General features: G+C 33.8%; 23 protein-coding genes. 12 read left to right on the top strand and 11 right to left on the bottom strand.

Annotation, left to right across the window (positions count from 1 at the left end; translation table 11 throughout):
* Positions 1-103: 103 nt before the first annotated feature.
* The 6 genes from AC1DY0_RS02175 to sufD all read left to right on the top strand — a co-directional run bounded on the left by AC1DY0_RS02175 (position 104) and on the right by sufD (position 5,056).
* Positions 104-433 (top strand): HesB/IscA family protein, encoded by a 330-nt coding sequence (locus AC1DY0_RS02175; RefSeq protein WP_077374886.1) that lies wholly within the window; start codon positions 104-106, stop codon positions 431-433.
* Positions 434-515: 82 nt separating this feature from the next.
* Positions 516-1,964, top strand: coding sequence for a Fe-S cluster assembly protein SufB (gene sufB, locus AC1DY0_RS02170; RefSeq protein ID WP_477181936.1), 1,449 nt, complete (start codon positions 516-518; stop codon positions 1,962-1,964).
* Between the two features lie 82 nt (positions 1,965-2,046).
* Positions 2,047-2,436, top strand: coding sequence for a four helix bundle protein (locus AC1DY0_RS02165; protein WP_477187044.1), 390 nt, complete (start codon positions 2,047-2,049; stop codon positions 2,434-2,436).
* Positions 2,437-2,476: 40 nt separating this feature from the next.
* On the top strand, positions 2,477-3,223 hold the full coding sequence (sufC, locus tag AC1DY0_RS02160; protein ID WP_477187043.1) for a Fe-S cluster assembly ATPase SufC: 747 nt from the start codon (positions 2,477-2,479) through the stop codon (positions 3,221-3,223).
* A gap of 83 nt (positions 3,224-3,306) precedes the next feature.
* Complete coding sequence (locus AC1DY0_RS02155; RefSeq protein ID WP_477187042.1) at positions 3,307-3,696, top strand: four helix bundle protein; 390 nt, start codon at positions 3,307-3,309, stop codon at positions 3,694-3,696.
* A 43-nt stretch (positions 3,697-3,739) separates the two neighbouring features.
* Positions 3,740-5,056, top strand: coding sequence for a Fe-S cluster assembly protein SufD (gene sufD / locus AC1DY0_RS02150; protein WP_477187041.1), 1,317 nt, complete (start codon positions 3,740-3,742; stop codon positions 5,054-5,056).
* Positions 5,057-5,157: 101 nt separating this feature from the next.
* Here the strand turns inward: sufD and AC1DY0_RS02145 are convergent, their stop codons facing one another.
* The gene (locus AC1DY0_RS02145) at positions 5,158-6,504 is read right to left on the bottom strand and encodes a serine hydrolase domain-containing protein (protein WP_477187040.1); all 1,347 of its coding nucleotides are present in this window, start codon (positions 6,502-6,504) and stop codon (positions 5,158-5,160) included.
* A 184-nt stretch (positions 6,505-6,688) separates the two neighbouring features.
* On the opposite strand from AC1DY0_RS02145, the gene AC1DY0_RS02140 reads away from it, so the two are divergent.
* From AC1DY0_RS02140 to AC1DY0_RS02115, 6 genes are all read left to right on the top strand, one after another.
* Positions 6,689-7,903: an aminotransferase class V-fold PLP-dependent enzyme gene (locus tag AC1DY0_RS02140; protein ID WP_477187039.1), complete on the top strand. Its 1,215-nt coding sequence runs from the start codon at positions 6,689-6,691 to the stop codon at positions 7,901-7,903.
* 11 nt (positions 7,904-7,914) lie between these two features.
* The gene (locus AC1DY0_RS02135; protein ID WP_477187038.1) at positions 7,915-8,346 is read left to right on the top strand and encodes a hypothetical protein; all 432 of its coding nucleotides are present in this window, start codon (positions 7,915-7,917) and stop codon (positions 8,344-8,346) included.
* A complete protein-coding gene (locus tag AC1DY0_RS02130; protein ID WP_077374865.1) occupies positions 8,343-8,768 on the top strand; it encodes a SufE family protein in 426 nt (141 codons plus the stop codon). Before AC1DY0_RS02135 ends, AC1DY0_RS02130 begins: the two co-directional genes overlap by 4 nt.
* Positions 8,769-8,772: 4 nt before the next feature.
* Complete coding sequence (locus AC1DY0_RS02125) at positions 8,773-9,096, top strand: SUF system Fe-S cluster assembly protein (RefSeq protein ID WP_111408563.1); 324 nt, start codon at positions 8,773-8,775, stop codon at positions 9,094-9,096.
* 69 nt (positions 9,097-9,165) lie between these two features.
* The gene (locus AC1DY0_RS02120) at positions 9,166-9,675 is read left to right on the top strand and encodes a DUF2480 family protein (RefSeq protein WP_477187037.1); all 510 of its coding nucleotides are present in this window, start codon (positions 9,166-9,168) and stop codon (positions 9,673-9,675) included.
* Between the two features lie 75 nt (positions 9,676-9,750).
* Positions 9,751-10,680: a DUF3078 domain-containing protein gene (locus AC1DY0_RS02115; protein ID WP_477187036.1), complete on the top strand. Its 930-nt coding sequence runs from the start codon at positions 9,751-9,753 to the stop codon at positions 10,678-10,680.
* A gap of 43 nt (positions 10,681-10,723) precedes the next feature.
* On the opposite strand, the gene hflX is transcribed toward AC1DY0_RS02115, so the two are convergent.
* From hflX to AC1DY0_RS02065, 10 genes are all read right to left on the bottom strand, one after another.
* On the bottom strand, positions 10,724-11,968 hold the full coding sequence (gene hflX, locus AC1DY0_RS02110) for a GTPase HflX (protein ID WP_477187035.1): 1,245 nt from the start codon (positions 11,966-11,968) through the stop codon (positions 10,724-10,726).
* A 312-nt stretch (positions 11,969-12,280) separates the two neighbouring features.
* Complete coding sequence (locus tag AC1DY0_RS02105) at positions 12,281-13,042, bottom strand: Bax inhibitor-1/YccA family protein (RefSeq protein WP_477187034.1); 762 nt, start codon at positions 13,040-13,042, stop codon at positions 12,281-12,283.
* Between the two features lie 77 nt (positions 13,043-13,119).
* Positions 13,120-14,604, bottom strand: coding sequence for a murein hydrolase activator EnvC family protein (locus tag AC1DY0_RS02100; RefSeq protein WP_477187033.1), 1,485 nt, complete (start codon positions 14,602-14,604; stop codon positions 13,120-13,122).
* A 101-nt stretch (positions 14,605-14,705) separates the two neighbouring features.
* Complete coding sequence (locus AC1DY0_RS02095; protein ID WP_477187032.1) at positions 14,706-15,938, bottom strand: murein hydrolase activator EnvC family protein; 1,233 nt, start codon at positions 15,936-15,938, stop codon at positions 14,706-14,708.
* Positions 15,939-15,961: 23 nt separating this feature from the next.
* Positions 15,962-16,765 (bottom strand): lipoprotein insertase outer membrane protein LolB1, encoded by an 804-nt coding sequence (gene lolB1, locus AC1DY0_RS02090; protein ID WP_477187031.1) that lies wholly within the window; start codon positions 16,763-16,765, stop codon positions 15,962-15,964.
* Positions 16,765-18,117: a tetratricopeptide repeat protein gene (locus tag AC1DY0_RS02085; protein WP_477187030.1), complete on the bottom strand. Its 1,353-nt coding sequence runs from the start codon at positions 18,115-18,117 to the stop codon at positions 16,765-16,767. The genes lolB1 and AC1DY0_RS02085 overlap by 1 nt, the downstream gene beginning before the upstream one ends.
* 130 nt (positions 18,118-18,247) lie before the next feature.
* On the bottom strand, positions 18,248-19,258 hold the full coding sequence (locus AC1DY0_RS02080) for a sugar phosphate nucleotidyltransferase (RefSeq protein WP_477187029.1): 1,011 nt from the start codon (positions 19,256-19,258) through the stop codon (positions 18,248-18,250).
* Positions 19,259-19,338: 80 nt separating this feature from the next.
* Positions 19,339-19,773, bottom strand: a complete 435-nt coding sequence (dut, locus tag AC1DY0_RS02075) for a dUTP diphosphatase (protein WP_477187028.1) — start codon at positions 19,771-19,773, stop codon at positions 19,339-19,341.
* Positions 19,774-19,935: 162 nt separating this feature from the next.
* Entirely contained in the window at positions 19,936-21,405 is a 1,470-nt protein-coding gene (locus AC1DY0_RS02070) for a lipopolysaccharide biosynthesis protein (protein ID WP_477187027.1), read from the bottom strand.
* 99 nt (positions 21,406-21,504) lie between these two features.
* Positions 21,505-21,948 carry a GNAT family N-acetyltransferase gene (locus tag AC1DY0_RS02065; protein WP_477187307.1) on the bottom strand — a complete coding sequence of 148 codons (444 nt, stop codon included), beginning with the start codon at positions 21,946-21,948 and terminating at the stop codon, positions 21,505-21,507.
* Positions 21,949-21,960 lie beyond the last annotated feature (12 nt).

Below are 21,960 nucleotides of genomic sequence, written 5' to 3'. Positions count from 1 at the left end.
AATAAAGATAGTACATAAAAAAGCTTTACAGAATTATGTTCTCTTTTTAGAGATTCATTTTAAGCTATTTATGTTCAAAACATAAAACAAATATTACCTAAACATGATACAAGTTTCTGATACTGCCAAAAAGAAAATCATCGATTTGATGAAAGACGATGGTTTTGATGCCGCCGTTGACTACGTGAGAGTCGGCGTGAAAAGCGGTGGATGCTCTGGTTTGTCTTATGATTTAAAATTTGACAAAACCAAAGGCGAAGACGATAAAATATTCGTTGACAACGATATCACTATCGCTGTCGAAAAAAAATCATTCCTTTATTTAGCAGGAACTATATTAGAATTTTCTGGAGGATTAAACGGGAAAGGATTTGTTTTTAACAATCCAAATGCTAATAGAACTTGCGGTTGCGGGGAATCATTTTCACTTTAGTCGAAAGGACAAAATCATAAAGTCGAAAGACTTACAATGACTTTACCACTTTAGACTTTAATACTTTTAAGACAAAAAAAATATGTCAAAATACACCGAAGACGATTTAAAAATCGAATTAGAGACCAAAGAATACGAGTACGGATTTTATACTGAATTAGAATCGGAGACGTTTCCTATTGGTCTAAATGAAGATATTGTTCGAGCTATTTCTCAAAAGAAAGACGAACCACAATGGATGACTGACTGGCGTATTGAGGCTTTCCGAGCTTGGGAAGAAATGATTGAGCCAGAATGGGCAAACGTTAAGTATCAAAAACCCGACTTCCAAGCCATTTCTTATTACTCAGCTCCAAAGAAAGCAGATCCAAACAAAACATTGGACGATGTTGATCCAGAACTTTTAGAAATGTACAAAAAGTTAGGTATCTCTATTGATGAGCAAAAAAAGATGAATAATGTTGCCATGGATATTGTAGTTGACTCCGTTTCTGTAGCTACAACATTCAAAAAAACATTAGGTGAAAAAGGAATTATCTTTATGAGTATTTCTGAAGCCATCAAAGAACACCCTGAATTAGTTCGTAAATATCTTGGTACTGTTGTTCCTCAAAGAGACAATTTTTATGCTGCCTTGAATTCGGCTGTTTTCTCAGACGGATCTTTCTGCTATATTCCAAAAGGCGTTCGTTGCCCAATGGAACTATCGACTTACTTTAGAATCAATCAAGCTGGAACTGGGCAATTCGAAAGAACATTATTGGTTGCAGATGAAGGCAGTTATGTTTCATACTTAGAAGGATGTACTGCTCCAACTCGAGACGAAAATCAATTGCATGCCGCTGTGGTAGAATTGATCGCCTTGGACGATGCCGAAATTAAATATTCTACCGTTCAAAACTGGTACCCTGGAAACAAAGAAGGTAAAGGTGGGGTTTTCAATTTTGTAACCAAAAGAGGATTCTGCGAGAAAAATGCAAAAATCTCTTGGACACAAGTAGAAACAGGATCTGCAATTACTTGGAAATATCCTTCTGTTATCTTAAAAGGAGATAACTCTATTGGAGAATTTTATTCAATTGCTGTTACTAATAATTACCAACAAGCCGATACAGGAACTAAAATGATTCATTTGGGTAAAAACACCAAATCAACCATTATTTCTAAAGGTATCTCTGCTGGAAAATCACAAAACAGTTATAGAGGTTTGGTTCAAATTGGAGCTAGAGCAGAAAATGCCAGAAACTTTTCACAATGTGATTCACTGTTAATGGGGAACCATTGTGGTGCACATACTTTCCCTTATATCGAAAGCAAAAATCCAACTGCAAAAGTAGAACATGAAGCTACGACCAGTAAAATTGGTGAAGACCAAGTTTTCTATTGCAACCAACGTGGAATCCCGACCGAAAAAGCAATTGCGCTTATCGTAAATGGTTTCAGTAAAGACGTGTTGAACAAATTGCCAATGGAATTTGCTGTAGAAGCACAAAAATTGTTGGAAATAAGTTTAGAAGGTTCTGTAGGATAATTATATTTGTTTAAAGTTTAAGGTTTAAAGTTGAGCCACTTAACTTTAAAAACCTTAAACAAAATAACTTTAAACAAAACATATGACTACAATAAAAAGATTTGAAGATTTAGAAATTTGGCAAGATGCTAGAAAATTATCGAAAGAAGTAATTGTAATTTCCAAGGAAACAGATTTAAAAACAGACTTTAGGCTAAAAGATCAAATTAAAGCTTCTTCGGGTTCTATTATGGATAATATAGCCGAAGGATTTGAAAGAAATGGAAATTTAGAGTTTCGACAGTTTTTATCGATAGCAAAAGGATCTGCTGGAGAATCAAGATCTCAACTTTATAGAGTTTTTGATAATGATTATATCAACCAAGAAAAATTAGACAGCTTAATTTTTGAATATGAAAAGTTGAGTGGAAAAATAAATAATTTTATATCATATTTAAACAAAAAAGATTTTAAAGGTACAAAGTTTCAGTAACCATGAGAACTTTAAACTTTAAACTTTAAACAAAAAAAACATGCTTAGTATAAAAAATTTACATGCCTCAATAGGTGACAAAGAAATATTAAAAGGGATAAACCTTCAAGTAAACGCAGGAGAAGTTCATGCTATAATGGGACCAAATGGTGCTGGAAAAAGTACACTTTCGGCTATTATTGCTGGAAACGAAAATTACGAAGTAACCGATGGGGAAATCTTTTTGGACGGTGAAGATCTTTCTGATCTTGCTCCAGAAGAAAGAGCACACAAAGGTGTTTTCCTTTCGTTTCAATATCCAGTGGAAATCCCAGGAGTTTCGGTAACGAACTTCATGAGAACCGCTATCAACGAAACACGTAAAGCAAACGGTCAGGAAGAAATGCCAGCCAACGAAATGCTAAAAGTAATTCGTGAAAAATCAGAATTATTGGAAATCGACAGAAAGTTTCTTTCTCGTTCACTTAATGAAGGTTTCTCTGGTGGTGAGAAAAAAAGAAACGAAATTTTTCAAATGGCAATGCTAGAACCAAAACTAGCTATCCTTGATGAAACCGATTCTGGTCTTGACATCGATGCTTTAAGAATTGTTGCCAATGGTGTAAATAAATTGAAAAGCGATAAAAATGCTGTCATTGTAATTACTCACTACCAAAGATTATTGGATTACATCGTTCCAGATTTTGTTCACGTTCTTCACAACGGAAAAATTGTAAAATCAGGCGGAGCAGAATTAGCACATGAGTTAGAGGAAAAAGGATACGATTGGATTAAAGGAGAGAATTAAAAATTGTTTCAAGTTTCAAGTTTTTTTAGTTTCAGGTTGCAAATCTGAAGCAAACAAAACCTGAAACAAACAAAACAAAATCTATGGCTACAATAAACCGGTTTGAAGATTTAGAAATCTGGCAGGAAGCTAGGAGACTAACAAAAGAAATTCATATCATTTCGATTGAAACTGAATTGAAAAATGACTATCGGTTCAAAGATCAAATAAAAGCTTCATCTGGTTCAGTAATGGATAATATTGCAGAAGGTTTCGAAAGAGATGGCAATATAGAATTTAGACAATTTTTATCTATAGCAAAAGGTTCTGCAGGAGAAACCCGATCTCAACTTTATAGAGTTTTTGATTTTGAATATATTTCAGAACAAAAATTTGAACTTTTAAAAAAGGATTATGAAAACTTAAGTGGTAAAATAAAAAACTTCATCACTTATCTTAACAAGAAAGATTTCAAAGGGAATAAGTTCCAATAGGCAAAACCTGAAACTTTAAACCTGAAACCTGAAACTAACAAAAATGGAATTAAAAGAAAAATTACTATCGTCTTTTATGGCTTTTGAAGAGCGCGTCGATGTTCATTCGGAACTTCACAATGTGCGAACTGCAGCCATAAAAAACTTCGAAAATAAAGGATTTCCAACCAAAAAAGAAGAAAGTTGGAAATACACTTCGCTAAACGCTATCTTAAAAAATGATTTTAGCGTTTTTCCAAAAACAGAAAATGCCATTCAATATAGCGATGTAAAAAAGTACTTTTTACACGAAATAGACACCTACAAAGTAGTTTTTGTAGATGGTGTTTTTAGTTCGCATTTATCTTCAACTACTCACGACGGTATTGATGTTTGCTTAATGTCATCGGCATTAAACAAACCAAAATACAAAATGATTATTGACACTTACTTCAATCAGATAGCTAGTAAAGATGAAAGTTTGACTTCATTGAATACGGCTTTCGCCAATGAAGGAGCTTACATCAACATCCCAAAAAGCAAAGTTGCCGACAAACCTATCGAGATAATGTATTTCTCGACAGGGGGCGAAAATGCACTTTTGGTTCAGCCTAGAAACTTGGTTATTGTTGGTGAAAACTCACACGTACAAATCATAGAACGTCATCAAAGTTTAAACGAAAATCCAGTTTTAACCAATTCGGTTACCGAGATTTTTGCTCAAAAAAGGGCCATTGTGGATTATTATAAAATTCAAAATGACAACCTAGAAGCCAATTTGATTGACAACACTTATGTTTCCCAAAAACAGGAAAGTCACGTTTCGGTTCACACTTTCTCTTTTGGAGGAAACTTAACCAGAAACAATTTGAATTTCTACCACTTTGGAGAAAGATTGACTAGTACCTTGAACGGAATCACTATTATTGGTGATAATCAACACGTTGATCACTATACATTAGTGAACCACGCAACACCAAATTGTGAAAGTTTCCAAGATTATAAAGGAATTTTCAATGACCGCTCGACAGGAGTTTTCAACGGAAAAGTATATGTGGAAAGAGAAGCTCAAAAAACAAATGCTTTCCAAAAAAGCAACAACATTCTGTTGAGCGATAAAGCAACAATTAACGCCAAACCGCAACTTGAAATTTTTGCCGATGACGTAAAATGTTCACACGGTTGTACTATTGGTCAATTGGATGAAACTGCTATGTTCTATATGCAACAACGTGGAATTCCTAAAAAAGAAGCCAAAGCATTATTGATGTACGCTTTCTCGAATGCCGTAATCGAAAACATAAAAATACCTGAATTGAAACAACGAATCACCAAAATCATCGCCATGAAATTGGGCGTTAAAATTGGATTTGATTTATAGCATTTAGCCGCAAGGTTCGCTAATATTTACGCAAAGAGCGCAAAGTACAAATAATACTTTGCGCTCTTTGCACTTTTACCTTGTTTGCTTTGTGGTTAAAATTATCTCATCACACTCCCCACAATTCCGCTCAAAAATCCATTAAAATCAAATTGAGGTTCTTCTGTTAAACCCATTCGTACAATTACCAAATCCATCGACGGAATGATAGCTACCATTTGGCYTTGAAAACCACTGCAATAATACAAATCTCTGGGAGCATTTGGGAAATAGTATCCTTCATTGAGCCAAAATTGTGCTCCATATCTTCCATGTGAAGTATCTGTGGGAGTCGAAACATACTTTGCCCAATTGGGATCAAATAATTGTTCTCCGTTCCAATTGCCTTTGTGTAAATACAACAAACCCAACTTTGACCAATCACGAGTAGTTGCCCAACCATAAGACGATCCAACATAATTCCCCGCCATATCTGTTTCTACAAGCATTGAATGCATCCCAATTTTATCAATCAATGCCGAATACCAAAAATCTAAGTATTCTTGGTGTGTCTTGAACTGCTTCCGCAAAATTCCCGAAAGCAAATTGGTTGTTCCAGAAGAATAATTCCAATGTGTGTTTGGTTTGAATACTGCTGGTTTTATCAATTGCGATTGTGTCATGTCTTTGTCTTGAAAAAGCATCTTTGTGGCATCACAGATTCTGTCATAATACTCGTCCCATTCCAAACCGGAATTCATATGCAATAAATCATTGGTCGTAATGTATTTTCGATTATCATTTTGCCATTCGGCAATGGGAGCAGGTTTGTAAATATCAAATCTTCTTTGTTTTTCAAGTATTCCAAAAAGTGTTCCCGTAATACTCTTGGTCATGGACCAACCGAGAATGACACTATTTTTTGTAAAACCATCAGCATATTTCTCCGCAATAATTTTATCTTTATAAATAACCAAAACTGAGCGCGTTCTTTTATAATTATTCCCTTTCGCATCAAATGCATTGGCAACAACCTTATTCAATTTGGTATAATTCACATTTTCAAAAACCGTGTCTTTGGGTACTAAATCTCCATAAGGAAAAGGAAGTTTATTATTTGATTTAGTTCTTTTCGGAATTTCATACGGTTTCGTAACATCAAAAGCATCATCGATTAATGTCGCACCCAAACCTTCCCTGTAAACTGCTTTTCGATTTTTTAAACCTAAAACATTCGCTGTTGCAAATTTTCCTGATTCGCTGATTTCATTGGTAGCCCAACCTATCACATCAAAATCATTGTCGCTTTTTTCAATGACATCCAATGAACGATTGTCAATGAAATGTCCAGAAGCAACGCTTTTAGCCGAAAATCCAGATATCAATTCTAGCTTGGGATAATTGGCAAAACCAAAATAAACCAAAAACAGAAAAAAGATAAAAACTCCTATTTTAAAATACTTTTTCATAATGAAAGATAATTCTACCAATTTAGTAAAAAAAGTAATACTAACTTCAAACAACTAAATTCCTTCTCCCTTTAGTAACAACACCCTTCACTTTCATACTATTTTTACAATTATTAACTATTGTTTCTTAGAAAACTAAATCAATTGTATTACTTTTGTATTTAGAAAAATTCTAAATAAAGCAATGTTAGATATTCAAAAAATAAGAGCCGACTTTCCTATTCTTTCACAAAAAGTAAACGGAAAGCCTTTAGTATATTTCGATAACGGAGCCACTTCACAAAAACCGCAAGTGGTTATTGATGCAATTGAAAAGTATTATCAAGAAATAAATGCAAATATTCATAGAGGAGTTCATACATTGAGCCAATTAGCAACAGATGCCTATGAAGTTTCCCGAGCAAAAATCCAAAATCATATCAATGCTAAATTCCTTCACGAAGTACTTTTTACTTCGGGGACTACTTTTGGCATCAACTTAGTGGCCAATGGATTTGCTTCCATTTTAAAACCAGGTGATGAAGTGTTGGTTTCAGCATTGGAACACCACAGCAATATTGTGCCTTGGCAAATGTTGTGTGAAAAAACAGGAGCCACACTCAAAGTCATTCCGATGAATGAAAATGGCGAATTGATAATAAGCGAATACGATAAGTTACTTTCACCAAAAACCAAAATCGTAACGGTAAACCATATTTCAAATGCGTTGGGAACTATCAATCCTATCAAGTATATGATTGATAAAGCCCACGATGTTGGAGCTGCTATTTTGATTGATGGCGCACAGGCCGTACCACATTTAAAACCTGATGTTCAGGCCTTGGATTGTGATTTCTATGTTTTTTCGGGACATAAAATGTGTGGTCCAACAGGAACAGGAGTTTTGTACGGAAAAGAAGCTTGGCTAAATAAATTACCTCCGTATCAAGGTGGTGGTGAAATGATTAAAGAGGTTACTTTTGAAAAAACAACCTATGCCGATTTACCACATAAATTTGAAGCGGGAACACCTAATATTGCTGGCGGAATTGTTTTAGGAACAGCGATTGATTATATGAATGAAATTGGTTTTGAAAACATTCAGAAGCAAGAACTGGAATTATTGGATCACGCCACAAAGCGATTATTAGAAATTGATGGTTTGAGAATTTTCGGCACATCTGAAGCAAAAACTTCAGTGGTCTCATTTAACATTGATGGTATTCATCCCTATGACATTGGAACCATCATTGACAAATTGGGAATCGCCGTAAGAACTGGTCACCATTGTGCCCAACCAATTATGAATTTCTTTGGTATTCCGGGAACGATTAGAGCTTCATTTTCTTTTTACAATACTAAAGAAGAAATTGATACATTGGTCGAAGCTGTAAAAAAAGCACAAATGATGTTATCTTAAAATAAAAAAGTATGAAAATTATAACACTCTTGTTTTTGACGTTAATACTTGGGAAAAACTGCCAAAGTCAAAATAATATGGATTTAAGTACAGCAAAAATTGAGTACACGGCCAATTCAAGAGGATTGTATAATAACACCGTTATAGAAAATAAAACAGTGTCCGTAACGAAAACAAGAGATGGAAAACCTGTTTCAAACTCTCTCACGGATGCCGAATTGAATGCTTTGATAAATGAATTTCAGAAAGTAGATCTGGAGGAAATTCCGAATCTAAAAGCTCCTACCCAAAAGCGTTTTCATGATGGAGCAGCAATGGCAAATTTAAAAATAACATATAAAGGAAAAACCTATGAAAGTCAGACTTTCGATAATGGATATCCTCCTGAAAAAATAAAGAACCTAGTAAACACAATACTATCCTTTTCAAAAAAAGTAGAATGACAATAAAAGAAATACAAAACGAAATCATAGATGAATTCTCCATGTTTGACGACTGGATGCAACGTTATGAATACATTATTGATTTAGGCAAAAATCTTCCTTTAATTAAGGAAGAATTCAAAACAGACAATAATTTAATCAAAGGATGTCAATCCAAAGTATGGCTACAAGGAGAACAAAACGATGACAAGATCATCTTTACAGCCGATAGTGACGCCATTTTGACTAAAGGAATCATAGCTATTTTGATCCGTGCTTTTTCGAACCAAAAGGCAATTGACATATTAAATGCAGATACTGATTTTATTGATGAAATAGGTTTGAAAGAACATCTTTCGCCAACAAGGGCCAATGGTTTGGTTTCGATGATAAAAAATATTAAAATGTATGCTTTGGCATTTGATGCCCAGAAAAAAAACTAAAATTATGGAACAAGAAATAAACACCGCAGAATTAGGAGAATCAATCGTAAAAAAATTAAAAACCATTTACGATCCAGAAATTCCAGTAGATATTTACGAATTAGGATTAATTTATGACGTAATGGTTAATACCGATTATGAAGTAAAAATATTAATGACACTTACTTCTCCAAACTGTCCGGTAGCAGAGAGTTTACCTAGAGAAGTAGAGGAAAAAGTAAAATCAATCGAACACATAAAAGATGCTGAAGTAGAAATCACTTTTGATCCGCCATGGAGCAAAGATTTGATGAGCGAAGAAGCAAAATTAGAATTGGGAATGCTTTAAAATTTGTTTCAAGTTTAAAGTTTCAGGTTAGAAAACTTGAAACTTTAAACCTTAAACTTTAAACATTGTATGGAAGAAATAATCAATAAAGTAGCGAATAGTGTCCTGGAAGTTTTCGATCTTGAAGACTATTATCCAGCAGGAGTTCGCGTGCAAATCGATATTTCACAATGGCTTCTTGAGGGTTTTTTGTTAAAAGAAAAAGACTTTAGGGAACAGCTAAACAATCAAGATTGGTTACAATATCAAGATCAATATGTAGCAGTTTCATGTGGTACGGATGCTATTATCCCTCAATGGGCGATAATCTTAGTCACTATGCATTTGGCTCCCTATGCCAAAAAAATCGTAAATGGTTATATGGACGATTTGGATTCTGCTTTGTACGAAGAATTACTTCCAAAAATCGATTATAGTGCATATCAGAACAAACCTGTTATCATAAAAGGCTGTTCGAAAAAACCAGTTCCTATGCGAGCCTATGTTTTGGCGGCACAATACCTGCAACCTTACGCCAGAAGCATAATGTATGGAGAAGCTTGTTCGGCTGTCCCTTTGTACAAATCGGCTAAAAAATAACATCATTTTTTAACTTATTGAATTATAGCTATTTATTCTTTTCATTATATTTGTATTAGAACTAATACTCTTACAATGAAAAAAATCATATTGTTAGTCTGTCTGCTTCCCCTTTCAACTCTGCTCCTTGCCCAATCTTCTGAAAAAGATCTAATAAAAAAAACAGAAGATGCAGCCAAAACTATAGATGATACGATCCCGAATGGCTGGAAGTCAACTGGGAAAGTTACATTTCTTTTTAACCAAGCCAACTTTAACAACTGGATTGCTGGAGGTGAAAATAGCTTTTCGGGCAACTTGGGATTGGATTATAAAATCGATTATAAAAAAGATGATTATTCCTGGGAAAATAGAATTCTAGCTTCCTATGGTTTATTGCAAACACAAAACTCCAATTTTGAAAAGAAAACGGATGATCAGATCGAAATAAATTCCATTCTAGCCAAAAAAACAAAAGGATACTGGTATTATTCGTTTTTGGTTAATTTTAGAACCCAATTTACCAAAGGATACTTATATACCAAAGATGCAAATGGCGCTGAAATAAGAGAAGAACACACCAACTTCATGTCGCCAGGTTACTTACTATTTGGCCCAGGTATGTATTGGAAAAAGACTGATAATTTTAAAATTAATTTGGCACCATTAACGTCCAAACTTACTTTTGTGGATAGTCGTTATACTTCAATACTCGGTTATGTAGATGGTGATTATTTTGGGGTGGATGCCAATAAAAGCATGTTATATCAACTGGGTTTCAATGCCACTGCATATTATAAATTCACGATAATGGAAAACGTTACAGCCGAAAATCTTTTGAATTTATATTCTAATTATTTGAAAGACCCACAAAATATTGACATCAATTACGATTTGATTATAGTGATGAAAATCAACAAAATACTATCGGCGAATTTAAATTTTCAAGCCATTTATGATGATGATGCTTTTGCCGGCTTCCAAACCAAAGAAGTATTTGGTGTCGGCCTGAATTATAATTTTTAGAACAAAAAAAAGACCTTTTAACAATTGCTAAAAGGTCTTTTTTTTATTCATTATCTTCATCTTTCTCTTCCTTCTCCACGGCATCTTTATAATCTGGATATAAAAATTTATTGTATGGAAAACGGGTAATGTGAATTTGTCGAACAGCTTCATAAACACGCTCCCTGAATTCTTCGAAATTCTCTTTTTGGGTAGCCGAAATAAACAAAGCATTCTGTTCTCCCAATCGGTGCATCCAAGTTTGTTTCCACTCCTCAAGCGTAAAGTGCCTTGGTGTTTTTTCAGTCATTAAGTCAGCTTCATCGATCGTCAAATGTTTGTAGGCATCAATTTTATTGAACACCATTATAACAGGTTTATCGTTCGCCTTAATATCTAACAACGTTTGGTTTACTGACTCTATATGATCTTCAAATTCCGGATGTGAAATATCGACAACATGCAATAACAAATCGGCTTCACGAACTTCATCCAATGTACTCTTGAACGAGTCAACCAATTGAGTTGGTAATTTTCTAATAAACCCTACGGTATCCGATAGTAAGAAAGGTAAGTTTTTGATAACAACTTTTCGAACGGTAGTATCTAATGTCGCAAAAAGTTTGTTCTCTACAAATACATCGCTTTTTCCAACGGCATTCATCAAAGTTGATTTTCCAACATTCGTATATCCTACCAAAGCTACACGTACCATCGCACCACGATTACTACGTTGCACTCCCATTTGCTTGTCGATAGTTTTTATCTTCTCTTTCAATAATGCTATACGATCACGTACAATACGTCTGTCTGTTTCAATCTCAGTTTCTCCAGGTCCACGCATTCCGATACCTCCTTTTTGACGTTCCAAGTGTGTCCACATTCCGGAAAGTCTAGGCAATAAATATTGGCATTGTGCTAGTTCTACTTGTGTTCTAGCATAAGAGGTTTCGGCTCTTTGAGCAAAAATATCAAGGATAAGATGAGTTCTATCTAATATTTTACAATCTATTATTTTGGAAATATTCTTTTGTTGAGAAGGTGATAATTCATCATCAAATACCAAAGTCGAGATGTCATTTTCTTTTACAAAAAGACAAATTTCTTCTAGTTTTCCTGTTCCAACAAAAGTTTTAGGATTAGGGCGTTCCATTTTTTGCGAAAAACGTTTAACCACTTCACCTCCAGCGGTAAACGTCAAAAACTCCAATTCATCAAGATATTCATTGAGTTTCTCTTCACTTTGGTTTTGGGTAACAATACCAACAATAGCTGTTTTTTCGAAATTTATTGTTTCTTTTTCTAACATGTCTCTAAATAAGATTGCAAATTTAATGATTTGATGGCTACAATCCCTTTTATAGTGTTATAAAATAATCCTTTAAAAGCTAAATACCTCCCCTTAGCCCCGATAGAAGTGAAAATCCTTATAAGCCGGTGTTCGGCTTATAAGATTGCAACGGATAGCGGGACAATATTTCCTAAATGGACAAATCTTTCTGCTCCAAAATCAATTGGCCCACAGATGACACGGATTTAACTGATTTACACTGATTATTATTTTAAAAAAAAATACCCTTCATCTCTGAAGGGTATCATTATATAAAATAATTTTTGAATATTATTTTTTGGACAGTTTGGATAGCAATCTTAAAAATTCAATATACAACCACACTAGAGTTATCATTAAACCCATTGCTCCGTACCATTCCATGAATTTTGGCATTTTTTGCTCTACTCCTTTTTCAATTCTGTCAAAATCCAAGAACAAGTTTAATGCTGCAATTACGATCACAAATACACTAATACCAATACTCATCATAGAGTTTCCATAAAGTACAGGCGTAAAACTGGTAAACATTGAGAACAACCAAGAAATTAAATAATAAGTGGCAATTGCGCATGTCGCTGCAACAACAACCGATTTGAATTGCTCAGTTACTTTTACAATTTTATATTTATACAAACCTAAACAAACAGCAAAAGTGACAAAAGTCGCACCAACGGCTTGTGTTACGACTCCAGGATACTGAACTTCAAAAATAGCTGAAACTCCACCGATGAACAATCCTTCAAAAAGTGCGTAACCTGGGGCTAAATATGGAGAATATTGAGGTTTGAATGCGGAAATTACAACTAAAATCAATCCAACTATAGCTCCTCCAAATGCAGGAACTATTGGGTTCATCCCATTAAAAGTAGCCCACCAAATTACCGTTGCCGAAGCAATAAGCAATAAAAAAAGAATTAAACTTCTGTTGATTGTACCAGCCAAAGTCATGTCTTGATTCTCATCAATAACAGTGGCTTGATGCACATCGTCTTTTCTTGAAACTGCAGTTGAAAATGTTTTGTTATTTAAAAAAGGGTTATTCGAATTCATAGTTTTCAAATTTAAGTTTTATCAAATATAATTTATATTTTTTAGAAGAATGTTTAAATTTTATTAATTTATTTCTGCTATTTACCCGTAAGCCAAGACCTCGGGTTGGTATAAGTCGTGTTTTGTGTGATAGCAAATTTCAATATTGTTTTCCCTTCTCCGTTCGTTTTTATTTTTCCTAAACTTTGTTTTATACTCACGTTGTCTCCTTTAGTTACATTAACCGAACTCAAGTTTTGATATATGGTAAAAAAATCTCCATGTTGTAACATCACCAATTTATTTACGGGTGAAATAATAATTACGCTCGTTACCACTCCAGCAAAAACGGCTCTGGCACTGGCACCTGAATCAGTAGTAAATTCCAATCCACTATTGTGAATTTGCAGATCTCTATATACTGGATGGAATTGATCACCATAACCCAAAGAGATAAATCCTCTTTCTACCGGCCAAGGCAGTTTCCCTTTATTCGCTTTAAAATTATCCGAATCTACTTTGTCTTTAGGCGACAAATCTATCTTTGTGTTTGAAACAGCTACGGCTGGATGAGCGACCGTTGTTTCCTTCGCAACGACTGGCGCTTCCTGTGCAATGGCTTTTTCAACTTCCTTTGGAATCGGAATCGGTTTTGGTTTTGGTTTCGAATTGGCTTTTGCTTGTGCTGCTGCTAATGCATTGGCTTTCTCTATTTCCTTTTTCTTTTCTAATGCTTTGGCTTTTTCTAAGGCAATGGCTTTGGCGGCTGCTTCTGCTTTGGCTTTTGCAATTGCGACTGCTTTAGCTTTTTCTCTTGCTAATTTTTCTGCTTTTTCCCTAGCCGCTTTTCTATTGGCTTCGGCAATGGCTTCACGAATTAATTTGTCAATTTTTTTATCTATCGTTTTAGCCTCTTGCTGTTTTTTCTTGATCTCAGCAATAATTTTCTTTTTGTCCTTCTTTAAGGACTCAACCAATTTTAATTGCTCCTGTTTTTCTTTTTCCAGAGACAATCGTTCTTTATCATTTTCGGCTATGAGTTCTTCTTTCGCACTTTTTTGAACATCCAATTTGGCATTAAACGTATAAAGCACATTCGTTTTGGATTTTATTTCTTGTCCTTGCATGTGTCTATAGTTTGTATATTGTTTCATATACTGTGCCCTTTTATAAGCTTGCAAAAAACTTTCTGATGACAACAAAAACATCGCCCGACTTTCTTCAGAACGGCTTTTATAGGATTGAACAATCATTTTAGAATAATCTTCTTTAAGCAATTGTAATTCCTTTTCTAATTTTGCTATTTGAGCTTGATTGGAAACAATTGAATTCCCCAATAGTGATGTTTGTTTTTCGGTAGTAGCAATTAATTCTTCCTTAAGTTTGATTTTGTTGCTTTGTAAAACAATCGCTTTGGTCGCCGTTGTTTCTTTCTTCTTTACCGTTTGAAGTTTAGTTTCGTTTTCACGAATCTCTTGTTGAATTTTAACTTTACGCTCTTCTAATTTTTTTTGTTGGTTGTCTTGACTCCAAAGTGAAGCCGTTGTTATTAGAAAAATAAAACTCAGAAAATATTTTAACATCGCAAATTATATATGGTGCAAATTTAATGAATGATTTTATTAAAAAGCAGCACTAATTTATTTTTGCAAATAAATTAGTGCTGCTTTTGTACTTACAAAAACTACATATTATACAACCAAGATGCAGGGTTGTTGTAGGTTGTGTTTTGTGAAATAGTGAACTTCAAGATAGTTTTTCCTTCTCCATTGGTTCGTATTTTTCCCAAACTTTGTTTAATATTTACTTTTTCTCCTTTGCTCACAAAAACAGAACTTAAATTTTGATATACGGTGAAGCAATCTCCATGCTGAATCATGACTGCTTTGTTCACAGGAGACAGAACAATAACACTGGTCACTTCACCACCAAAAACGGCTCTCGCATTTGCCCCTTGTTCTGTGGTAATTTCCACTCCACTATTGTGGACCACAAGACTTGGATAAACGGGGTGTGGTTGATCCCCAAATGGAAGTGAAACAAAGCCTTTTTCTACTGGCCAAGGCAATTTTCCTCTATTGGCTCTAAAGTTATCTGCCAATATTTTGGATTCAGCCGTTAATACAATTTTTGAAGAAGTGTAGGCTGCTACTGGAGCATTTGGATTTTCACTAGCTGCTTTTCTATTGGCCGCAGCAATCGCTTCTCGAATTAAACGATCAATCTGACGGTCAATCGCTCTTGATTCCTGTTGTTTTTTCTTAATATCGGCCGTGATTTTTTTCTTGTCTTTTTTAATTGAATTCACCAACTTCAATTGTTCTCTTTTTTCTTTTTCAAGAGATAATTTTTCTTTGGTATTTTCAGCTAACAATTTTTTCTTGGCTGCTTTTTGAATATTCAGTTTTTCATTATAACCTAAAAGTTCATCTGTTTTGGATTTGATTTCTTCACCCTGCATTTTTCTATAACTCGTATATTGTTTCATATACTGAGCTCTTTTGTAGGCTTGCAAAAAGTTCTCTGATGACAATAAAAACATCGCTCTACTTTGCTCCGATCTACTTTTATAAGACTTGACAATCATCTTGGCATAATCTTCTTTAAGAATAACCAATTCTCTGTTCAATTTATTAATTTTTAATTGATTGATATACATATCATTACCAAGGATCTTTGTCTGCTTCTCCGTAGTATGAATCAATTTTTCTTTCAACTTTATTTTATTGCTTTGCAAAATAATTACATTGACGGCCGACTTTTCTTTTTTCTTTACCGTTTGCAGTAATTTTTCATTATCCAAAATTTCTTGTTGAATTTCCGCTTTACGTTTTTCTAATTTTTCTTGTTGCGATTCCTGCCCCCACATTACTGAGGTAGTACATAAAAAAAATAGGCCTAAGAGAAATTTTCGCATCTTACAATTATATTTGTTCAAATTTACTTAATTAAAATTCTTTTATAACCATTTGGAACACTATATGGAAAAGTAAGTTCTTCATTTATGGTTATTGTGCTGTATCCTAAATTAATTTCTGTTTTACCTTTTTCCTGTTCAGCATTAATAGCAATATCCGATGGAATTGGAGATTCGTTATACATTTTATAATCTGAATAATATACCTCTATCTTTCTGTTTTCAACAGTTTGGCTAATCTCTTGCTTATTTAGCAAAAATTTATCTTTGTCAAAAAAGAAATATTTCTTGATATTATTTTTCGAAATATCTTCCAATCGATAAGTCTGATCAACTAATGAATCTTTATAATTCCCCTTGGTTAAATCATCCATTGCTTGACCAATCAAAATATTTTGCACTTTATTAAAATCCAAATCAGTACCCAACCATTGACTCAATGTACTAAAATCGCCTTCGAAATAACTGGCGTTAAGCTTCTCATAATAACTTACTGTAGTTGGAGTTATCATGGCTTTGGCCATAGTAATTCCAAGAAAACGTATGCTCACCAAAATTTGTTCGTTCTTCTTAATCTTAATTTCAGCAGTTAAATTTTGAGTTTGTTTTTCATCACTATATTTTACATTTGATTTTATATATAATGTTTTAAAATCGTTTTTATTGGCATAGTGATTTTTTATAATTCGCTCTGCACTCATACGATTAATACCTGTACTTTTATTTTCATTAACAACTTTTGCTTTCGCTTTACAGGACACCAATGTTAGTGAACTGCTTAAGCAAACCATAAAAACAAAAAGTACCCTTACTAGAAATCGATTCATTATTTTTTTTCTTTTAATAATTGATTGGCTTTATAAAAATATAATTCTTTTTTGGTTACATCTCCTAAACCGTTATACGCTTCTCCGAGTTGTATATTGAAATTGATTTCTAAATTTTTATTTTCCACAACATAATCTAAACCCATTTCGAGAATATCTTTGGCTTTCTTGAATAACTGCAACTGGTTATTGGCCATGCCTGCATAGTAATAAAACTGAGGTTCTGCAGGATAGGTATCGATCATTGCCATTGCTTTTTTGACTACCGGTTCAAACTGTTTGAGTTCGGTATTGGCTTGAAGCCAAAGCAAATTGGTCTCCAAATCAACTTCTGAACTATTTTTTTGCGATAGGTCATAATATTTAATTGCCTTTTCCCATTGCTTTTTATTGTGATAAAACTTGCCTATTTCCTTGGCAACATTTACGGATGTATCTTTTTTAAAATAATCGATTGCATTATCCAAATCAGGTACGTATTGTGGATTGACATTGGTAAAAAGCAAGAATTCATTCAAGATTCGATGTTTTATTTTTGAATCAATTTTGGAACTTGCCAAAACCATATTCATCGACTTTACCGCATTGGCACCATCATTATTATCGAGATAATTTTTGAATAAACTCACTTGTGCCCAAACCGATTCAGGAATTTCTTTTTCTAATTTCTTGGCAACTTCCTGTACTTTATCTTCCTCATTATTGTTTGAATATAAAAATATCAAAGCAATATAATTGGATTCCTCTTTTGGATTTTTTTCAATTTGCTCTTTTAAATTATCAATCTCGGTGTTTTGATATTTCCCTTCAGACAAGATTTCCATTTTATACATTTCCCTTCTCTCTGTCTTCCCTACCTTTTCGTTCAAGTCATTAATTAACGCCAAAGCCTTGTCGTGTTGTTTGGTTACCATGTAAAGTGAAACCAAATCTTCTTTGTATTCTGCATCAAAAGGAATGATTTTGTTGACGTAGATTATAGCTTGATTGAAATCTTTGGTTTCATAACACACATCATACAGTCCTACCCAAAACCATTTATTGTTAGCGTCAATTTGAGTGGCGTGCTCATAAGAGGAATAGGCATTCTTATAATCTTTGGAATATTGATAATTCTTCCCCATTTCGAAATAAATGGTAGCATCATTGGGCTGCAATTTTAAACATTGTTCCAATGCGACTAGCGATTTGTCGTAATTTTCTATGCTTTTTTGAAAAATGGATTCATAGAAAAAATCTTGAAATTTATCACCTTCCACTTTAATTTCCTCAGGTTCTGTTTGTGCCAATACCGTAACAGTATTGCTTAGCAAAACAGAAAAAGCGAATATGAAAGTCCATTTTTTTTTCATTGAAAAATAAGTCTTTGGGAACAAAATCAACAGTATTGTTCTCCTTTGCAAAATAAATTAAAAAAACAACAAAGCAGCATAATAAAAACTTAAATAATGCTGCTTGATATTTTTAAATATATGCTTAAAATTATTCTAAAACCGAATAATCACCAATGCTTACATTCTTGAAATTTCCATCAAAACTAGCGTGATTTCCAATCATTGCATTGTCTAAATTGGCATTTTTTATATGTGAATGAGTTTGTATCAAACAGTTTTGTACTGTACTGTTTTGTACATGACAGGCGTCTCCCAATGAAACATTTGGTCCCACGGTTGCGTTGATTAAAATTACATTTTTTCCAATATAGCAAGGTGGAATAATAGTCGAATTCTCTAACTTAACACTTTCATCAACCAAATTGATTCCGTCACTTTGAAGAAAACCTAACATTCTGGAATTAGTTTCAACGGTAACATCTTTGTTTCCGCAATCCATCCACTCATCTACTTTTCCTGGAACAAATTTCATGCCTTTGGCCATCATTTGTTTTATTCCGTCATTAATTTGATATTCTCCTCCGTGAATAATGTTGTTATCCAACACTGATTGAAGTTCATTTTTTAAAACGGCAACATCTTTGAAATAATAAATTCCAATAACGGCAAGATCAGAAACAAATTCTTTTGGTTTTTCAACCAATTCGATTATTTCGTTTGTCTCATTTAAATTCACCACACCAAAAGCTTCTGGCTGATCTACTTGTTTTACCCAAATAACGCTATCGGCATTGGCATCCAAATCAAACTTGGCGCGAATTAAAGTATCGGCATAGGCAATAACCGCCGGTCCACTCAAAGAATCTTTGGCACACATAATTGCGTGACCTGTTCCAAGTGCTTCGTTTTGATAATAAATAGTCCCTTTGGCTCCTAACTTTTGGGCAATTGCAATTAAGTCTTCTTCTACTTTTTTTCCAAAACTTTCGTGAATGATGAAAGCAATTTCTTCAATATCCTGATTTAAAACACCAGCAATATCTTCGACCAAACGGTGTACGATCGGTTTTCCGGCTACTGGAATTAAAGGTTTAGGGATGGTTAATGTATGTGGGCGAAGGCGTGATCCACGTCCAGCCATTGGTACGATTATTTTCATTTTGGTTGGTTATTTTTAATTAAAGATTTAAAAATTCACAGAACTTCTAAATTGTTTAACTTTTGAATTATTAAATGTTTTTATTTAACTCCTGTACTTCCAAATCCTCCTTCACCTCTTGATGTTTCGGTTAATTCCTGTACTTCGATCCAATCGGCGCGTTCGTGTTTGGCGATGATGAGTTGTGCAATGCGTTCTCCATTTTCTATAACAAATGGATCATTGGATAAATTTACTAAAATTACTCCAATCTCACCTCTATAATCGGCATCGACTGTTCCGGGAGCATTAAGAACGGTTATACCATTTTTGGCAGCCAATCCGCTTCTTGGACGAACCTGAGCCTCATAACCTATTGGCAATTCTATAAAAAGACCTGTTTTAACAATAGTTCTTTCTAAAGGTTGCAATGTTATTGATTGAGTTAAATTTGCCCTTAAATCCATTCCTGCAGAAGCAATGGTTTCGTAATTTGGCAATGCATGCTGTGATTTGTTGATGATGTTTATTGTCATTATTTTTTTAATATAAAATCTATTTGATTACGGAATGCCCTAGCCCTGATAGTAGTGAAAATCCTTGTTGGCCGGTGTTCAACCAGCAAGATTGCTTCACTATACTTTTATTTTCATAGGAGTTCAGTGAACTTCGTTTGTAACGAATAGCAGGAATAGCTCCTAATTTTTAGTTGGACGTTTTAAAATTCGTAAAAGTGTTTCTTTTTCATTATAATAGATGAAGCCCATAAATATTGCTAAAAGTGATACCCCAATAAAATAATTCCCGTTAAAACCATAAAAAGAAATACATGAAAAACCGGTAGATAAAGTAAGGTATCCTACTATTTTTTTCTTGTCGTAAGGAATTGGATAATACTTGTTTCCGAGATAATAGGAAATGAACATCATGCTCCCATAAGCCGAAATTGTAGCAATTGCCGAACCGTAATAACTGTATTTTGGAATCAATAAATAGTTTAATACCAAAGTTACCACTGCTCCAACAATAGAAATATAGGCTCCAACATAAGTCTTATCGATGAGTTTATACCAAACAGAAAGATTGGTGTAAATCCCCAAGAAAAAATTGGCCAAAATAATAAGCGGAACCACTTTCATTGCCTCCCAATAGGAAGAATTTGGAATCATAACTTGTTTCAAAAGATCAGCAAATACGATTACGGACAATAAAATAAAGGATCCGAAAATCACAAAATATTTGGTAACAGTCGCATACGTTTGTTGTGCATTTTCATTGGAAGCATGGCTAAAAAAGAAAGGCTCAATTCCTAGTGTATAAGCAGTTCTATACAAAACCATAAACAGTCCCAATTTATAACAGGCCGAATAAACCCCTACTTGCTCAGCCGCAATATTGGCCGGTAATAATTTACCCAAAAGAATTTTATCAAACTGTTCGTTAATTGCAAAGGCAATTCCGGCAATCATAATAGGCAATCCATAACGCATCATTCGTTTCCAAAGCTCATAATCAAATTTCCATTTTATTGTAAAATAGTCTGGAAAAAGCACCACAAAAGTTAAGAAGCTGGCTATGATATTGGCAAGAAAAATATAACCTATCTGGAAATTCTCAATATAAACGGAGCTTAAAAAACTGTCAGGTTGTGATACTGAAACGCTTGGTAAATACACTAAAAAGAATATGTTGAATGATAGATTGACTACTACATTTCCAATTTTGATCAAAGCATAAAATTTAGGTCTTTGATTGGCTCTCAACTTTGAAAAAGGGACAATAACTAAAGCATCCAATGCTAAAATCCAGATGGAATAAGTAATGTATTGTGTATCGACTCCAGACCAAAGTGCCAAAGAGTTTCGAAACAATAAGGCTATAAAAACGAAAAGAATTGTGGACCAGAAAATGGAAACTGTTGTCGTTTCTACTACGCTATCCTTATTTTTCTCAGAATTATAAAATCTAAAAAAAGCAGTTTCCATACCATAAGCAAGAATAACATTGAAAAAAATCATCCAAGCAAATATTATAGATACTTTTCCGTACTCAGCTTGAGGTAATAGTCCCGTATAGAGTGGTACCAGCAAAAAGCTGAACATCCTTGGTATTACTGTGGCAAGCCCATATATGGCCGTTTGTTTAAAAAGCTTTTTATATAATCCCAAAATTAATTTTCTGTTAATTATTATGAAACAAAAATAACCAATTCTTTGGTTATTTTTGGAGTTTTACTGTTGAATAAAGTTTCAAAAATGAAATTATGATTATGTTAATCCTTCTTCATTTAGCATTTTCAAAAAATGAAAGCCCCTTGGTTCATACCCTTGATTATAATAAAAACGATGCGCTGTAAAATTTCCGGTGAAAGCATCCAAGACAATAGCAGTACATCCTTCAGATTTGGCTTTTACATCAATATAATCAGTCATCATTTTTCCAATTCCTTTAGAACGATGTTCAGAATGAACAATAAAATTATCTATTTCAATATACTTTCCGGTCCAAAGTTTAATTGCTGTCCAAAAACCAGATATTCCAACGCAGATGTCATTTTCAAAAACCACCACTTGTTTGTAATTATGGGGAACCATTTCCTGCAAATATGATTCATACTTTTCTAAAGTAAGTTTAGGATACAAATGTTGCATCACTTCAATTTGAGCTAGCATTTCTGGAACGGTAGTAAGTTCGACGAGTTTCAATTGAATAGAATTTAAAAA

The sequence above is a fragment of the Flavobacterium sp. P1_E4 genome (assembly GCF_056405915.1).
This window is presented reverse-complemented; position numbering and strand designations above follow the sequence as displayed.

Bases quoted from the DNA above. Each gene is read 5' to 3' on its own strand.
- AC1DY0_RS02105 (WP_477187034.1), bottom strand. From the start codon at position 13,042: ATGAATTCGAATAACCCTTTTTTAAATAACAAAACATTTTCAACTGCA.
- hflX (WP_477187035.1), bottom strand. From the start codon at position 11,968: ATGTTAGAAAAAGAAACAATAAATTTCGAAAAAACAGCTATTGTTGGT.
- AC1DY0_RS02130 (WP_077374865.1), top strand. From the start codon at position 8,343: ATGACAATAAAAGAAATACAAAACGAAATCATAGATGAATTCTCCATG.
- AC1DY0_RS02175 (WP_077374886.1), top strand. From the start codon at position 104: ATGATACAAGTTTCTGATACTGCCAAAAAGAAAATCATCGATTTGATG.
- sufB (WP_477181936.1), top strand. From the start codon at position 516: ATGTCAAAATACACCGAAGACGATTTAAAAATCGAATTAGAGACCAAA.
- AC1DY0_RS02095 (WP_477187032.1), bottom strand. From the start codon at position 15,938: ATGCGAAAATTTCTCTTAGGCCTATTTTTTTTATGTACTACCTCAGTA.
- AC1DY0_RS02155 (WP_477187042.1), top strand. From the start codon at position 3,307: ATGGCTACAATAAACCGGTTTGAAGATTTAGAAATCTGGCAGGAAGCT.
- lolB1 (WP_477187031.1), bottom strand. From the start codon at position 16,765: ATGAATCGATTTCTAGTAAGGGTACTTTTTGTTTTTATGGTTTGCTTA.
- AC1DY0_RS02125 (WP_111408563.1), top strand. From the start codon at position 8,773: ATGGAACAAGAAATAAACACCGCAGAATTAGGAGAATCAATCGTAAAA.
- AC1DY0_RS02135 (WP_477187038.1), top strand. From the start codon at position 7,915: ATGAAAATTATAACACTCTTGTTTTTGACGTTAATACTTGGGAAAAAC.
- AC1DY0_RS02165 (WP_477187044.1), top strand. From the start codon at position 2,047: ATGACTACAATAAAAAGATTTGAAGATTTAGAAATTTGGCAAGATGCT.
- AC1DY0_RS02085 (WP_477187030.1), bottom strand. From the start codon at position 18,117: ATGAAAAAAAAATGGACTTTCATATTCGCTTTTTCTGTTTTGCTAAGC.
- sufD (WP_477187041.1), top strand. From the start codon at position 3,740: ATGGAATTAAAAGAAAAATTACTATCGTCTTTTATGGCTTTTGAAGAG.
- AC1DY0_RS02140 (WP_477187039.1), top strand. From the start codon at position 6,689: ATGTTAGATATTCAAAAAATAAGAGCCGACTTTCCTATTCTTTCACAA.
- sufC (WP_477187043.1), top strand. From the start codon at position 2,477: ATGCTTAGTATAAAAAATTTACATGCCTCAATAGGTGACAAAGAAATA.
- AC1DY0_RS02080 (WP_477187029.1), bottom strand. From the start codon at position 19,258: ATGAAAATAATCGTACCAATGGCTGGACGTGGATCACGCCTTCGCCCA.
- AC1DY0_RS02120 (WP_477187037.1), top strand. From the start codon at position 9,166: ATGGAAGAAATAATCAATAAAGTAGCGAATAGTGTCCTGGAAGTTTTC.
- dut (WP_477187028.1), bottom strand. From the start codon at position 19,773: ATGACAATAAACATCATCAACAAATCACAGCATGCATTGCCAAATTAC.
- AC1DY0_RS02115 (WP_477187036.1), top strand. From the start codon at position 9,751: ATGAAAAAAATCATATTGTTAGTCTGTCTGCTTCCCCTTTCAACTCTG.
- AC1DY0_RS02100 (WP_477187033.1), bottom strand. From the start codon at position 14,604: ATGTTAAAATATTTTCTGAGTTTTATTTTTCTAATAACAACGGCTTCA.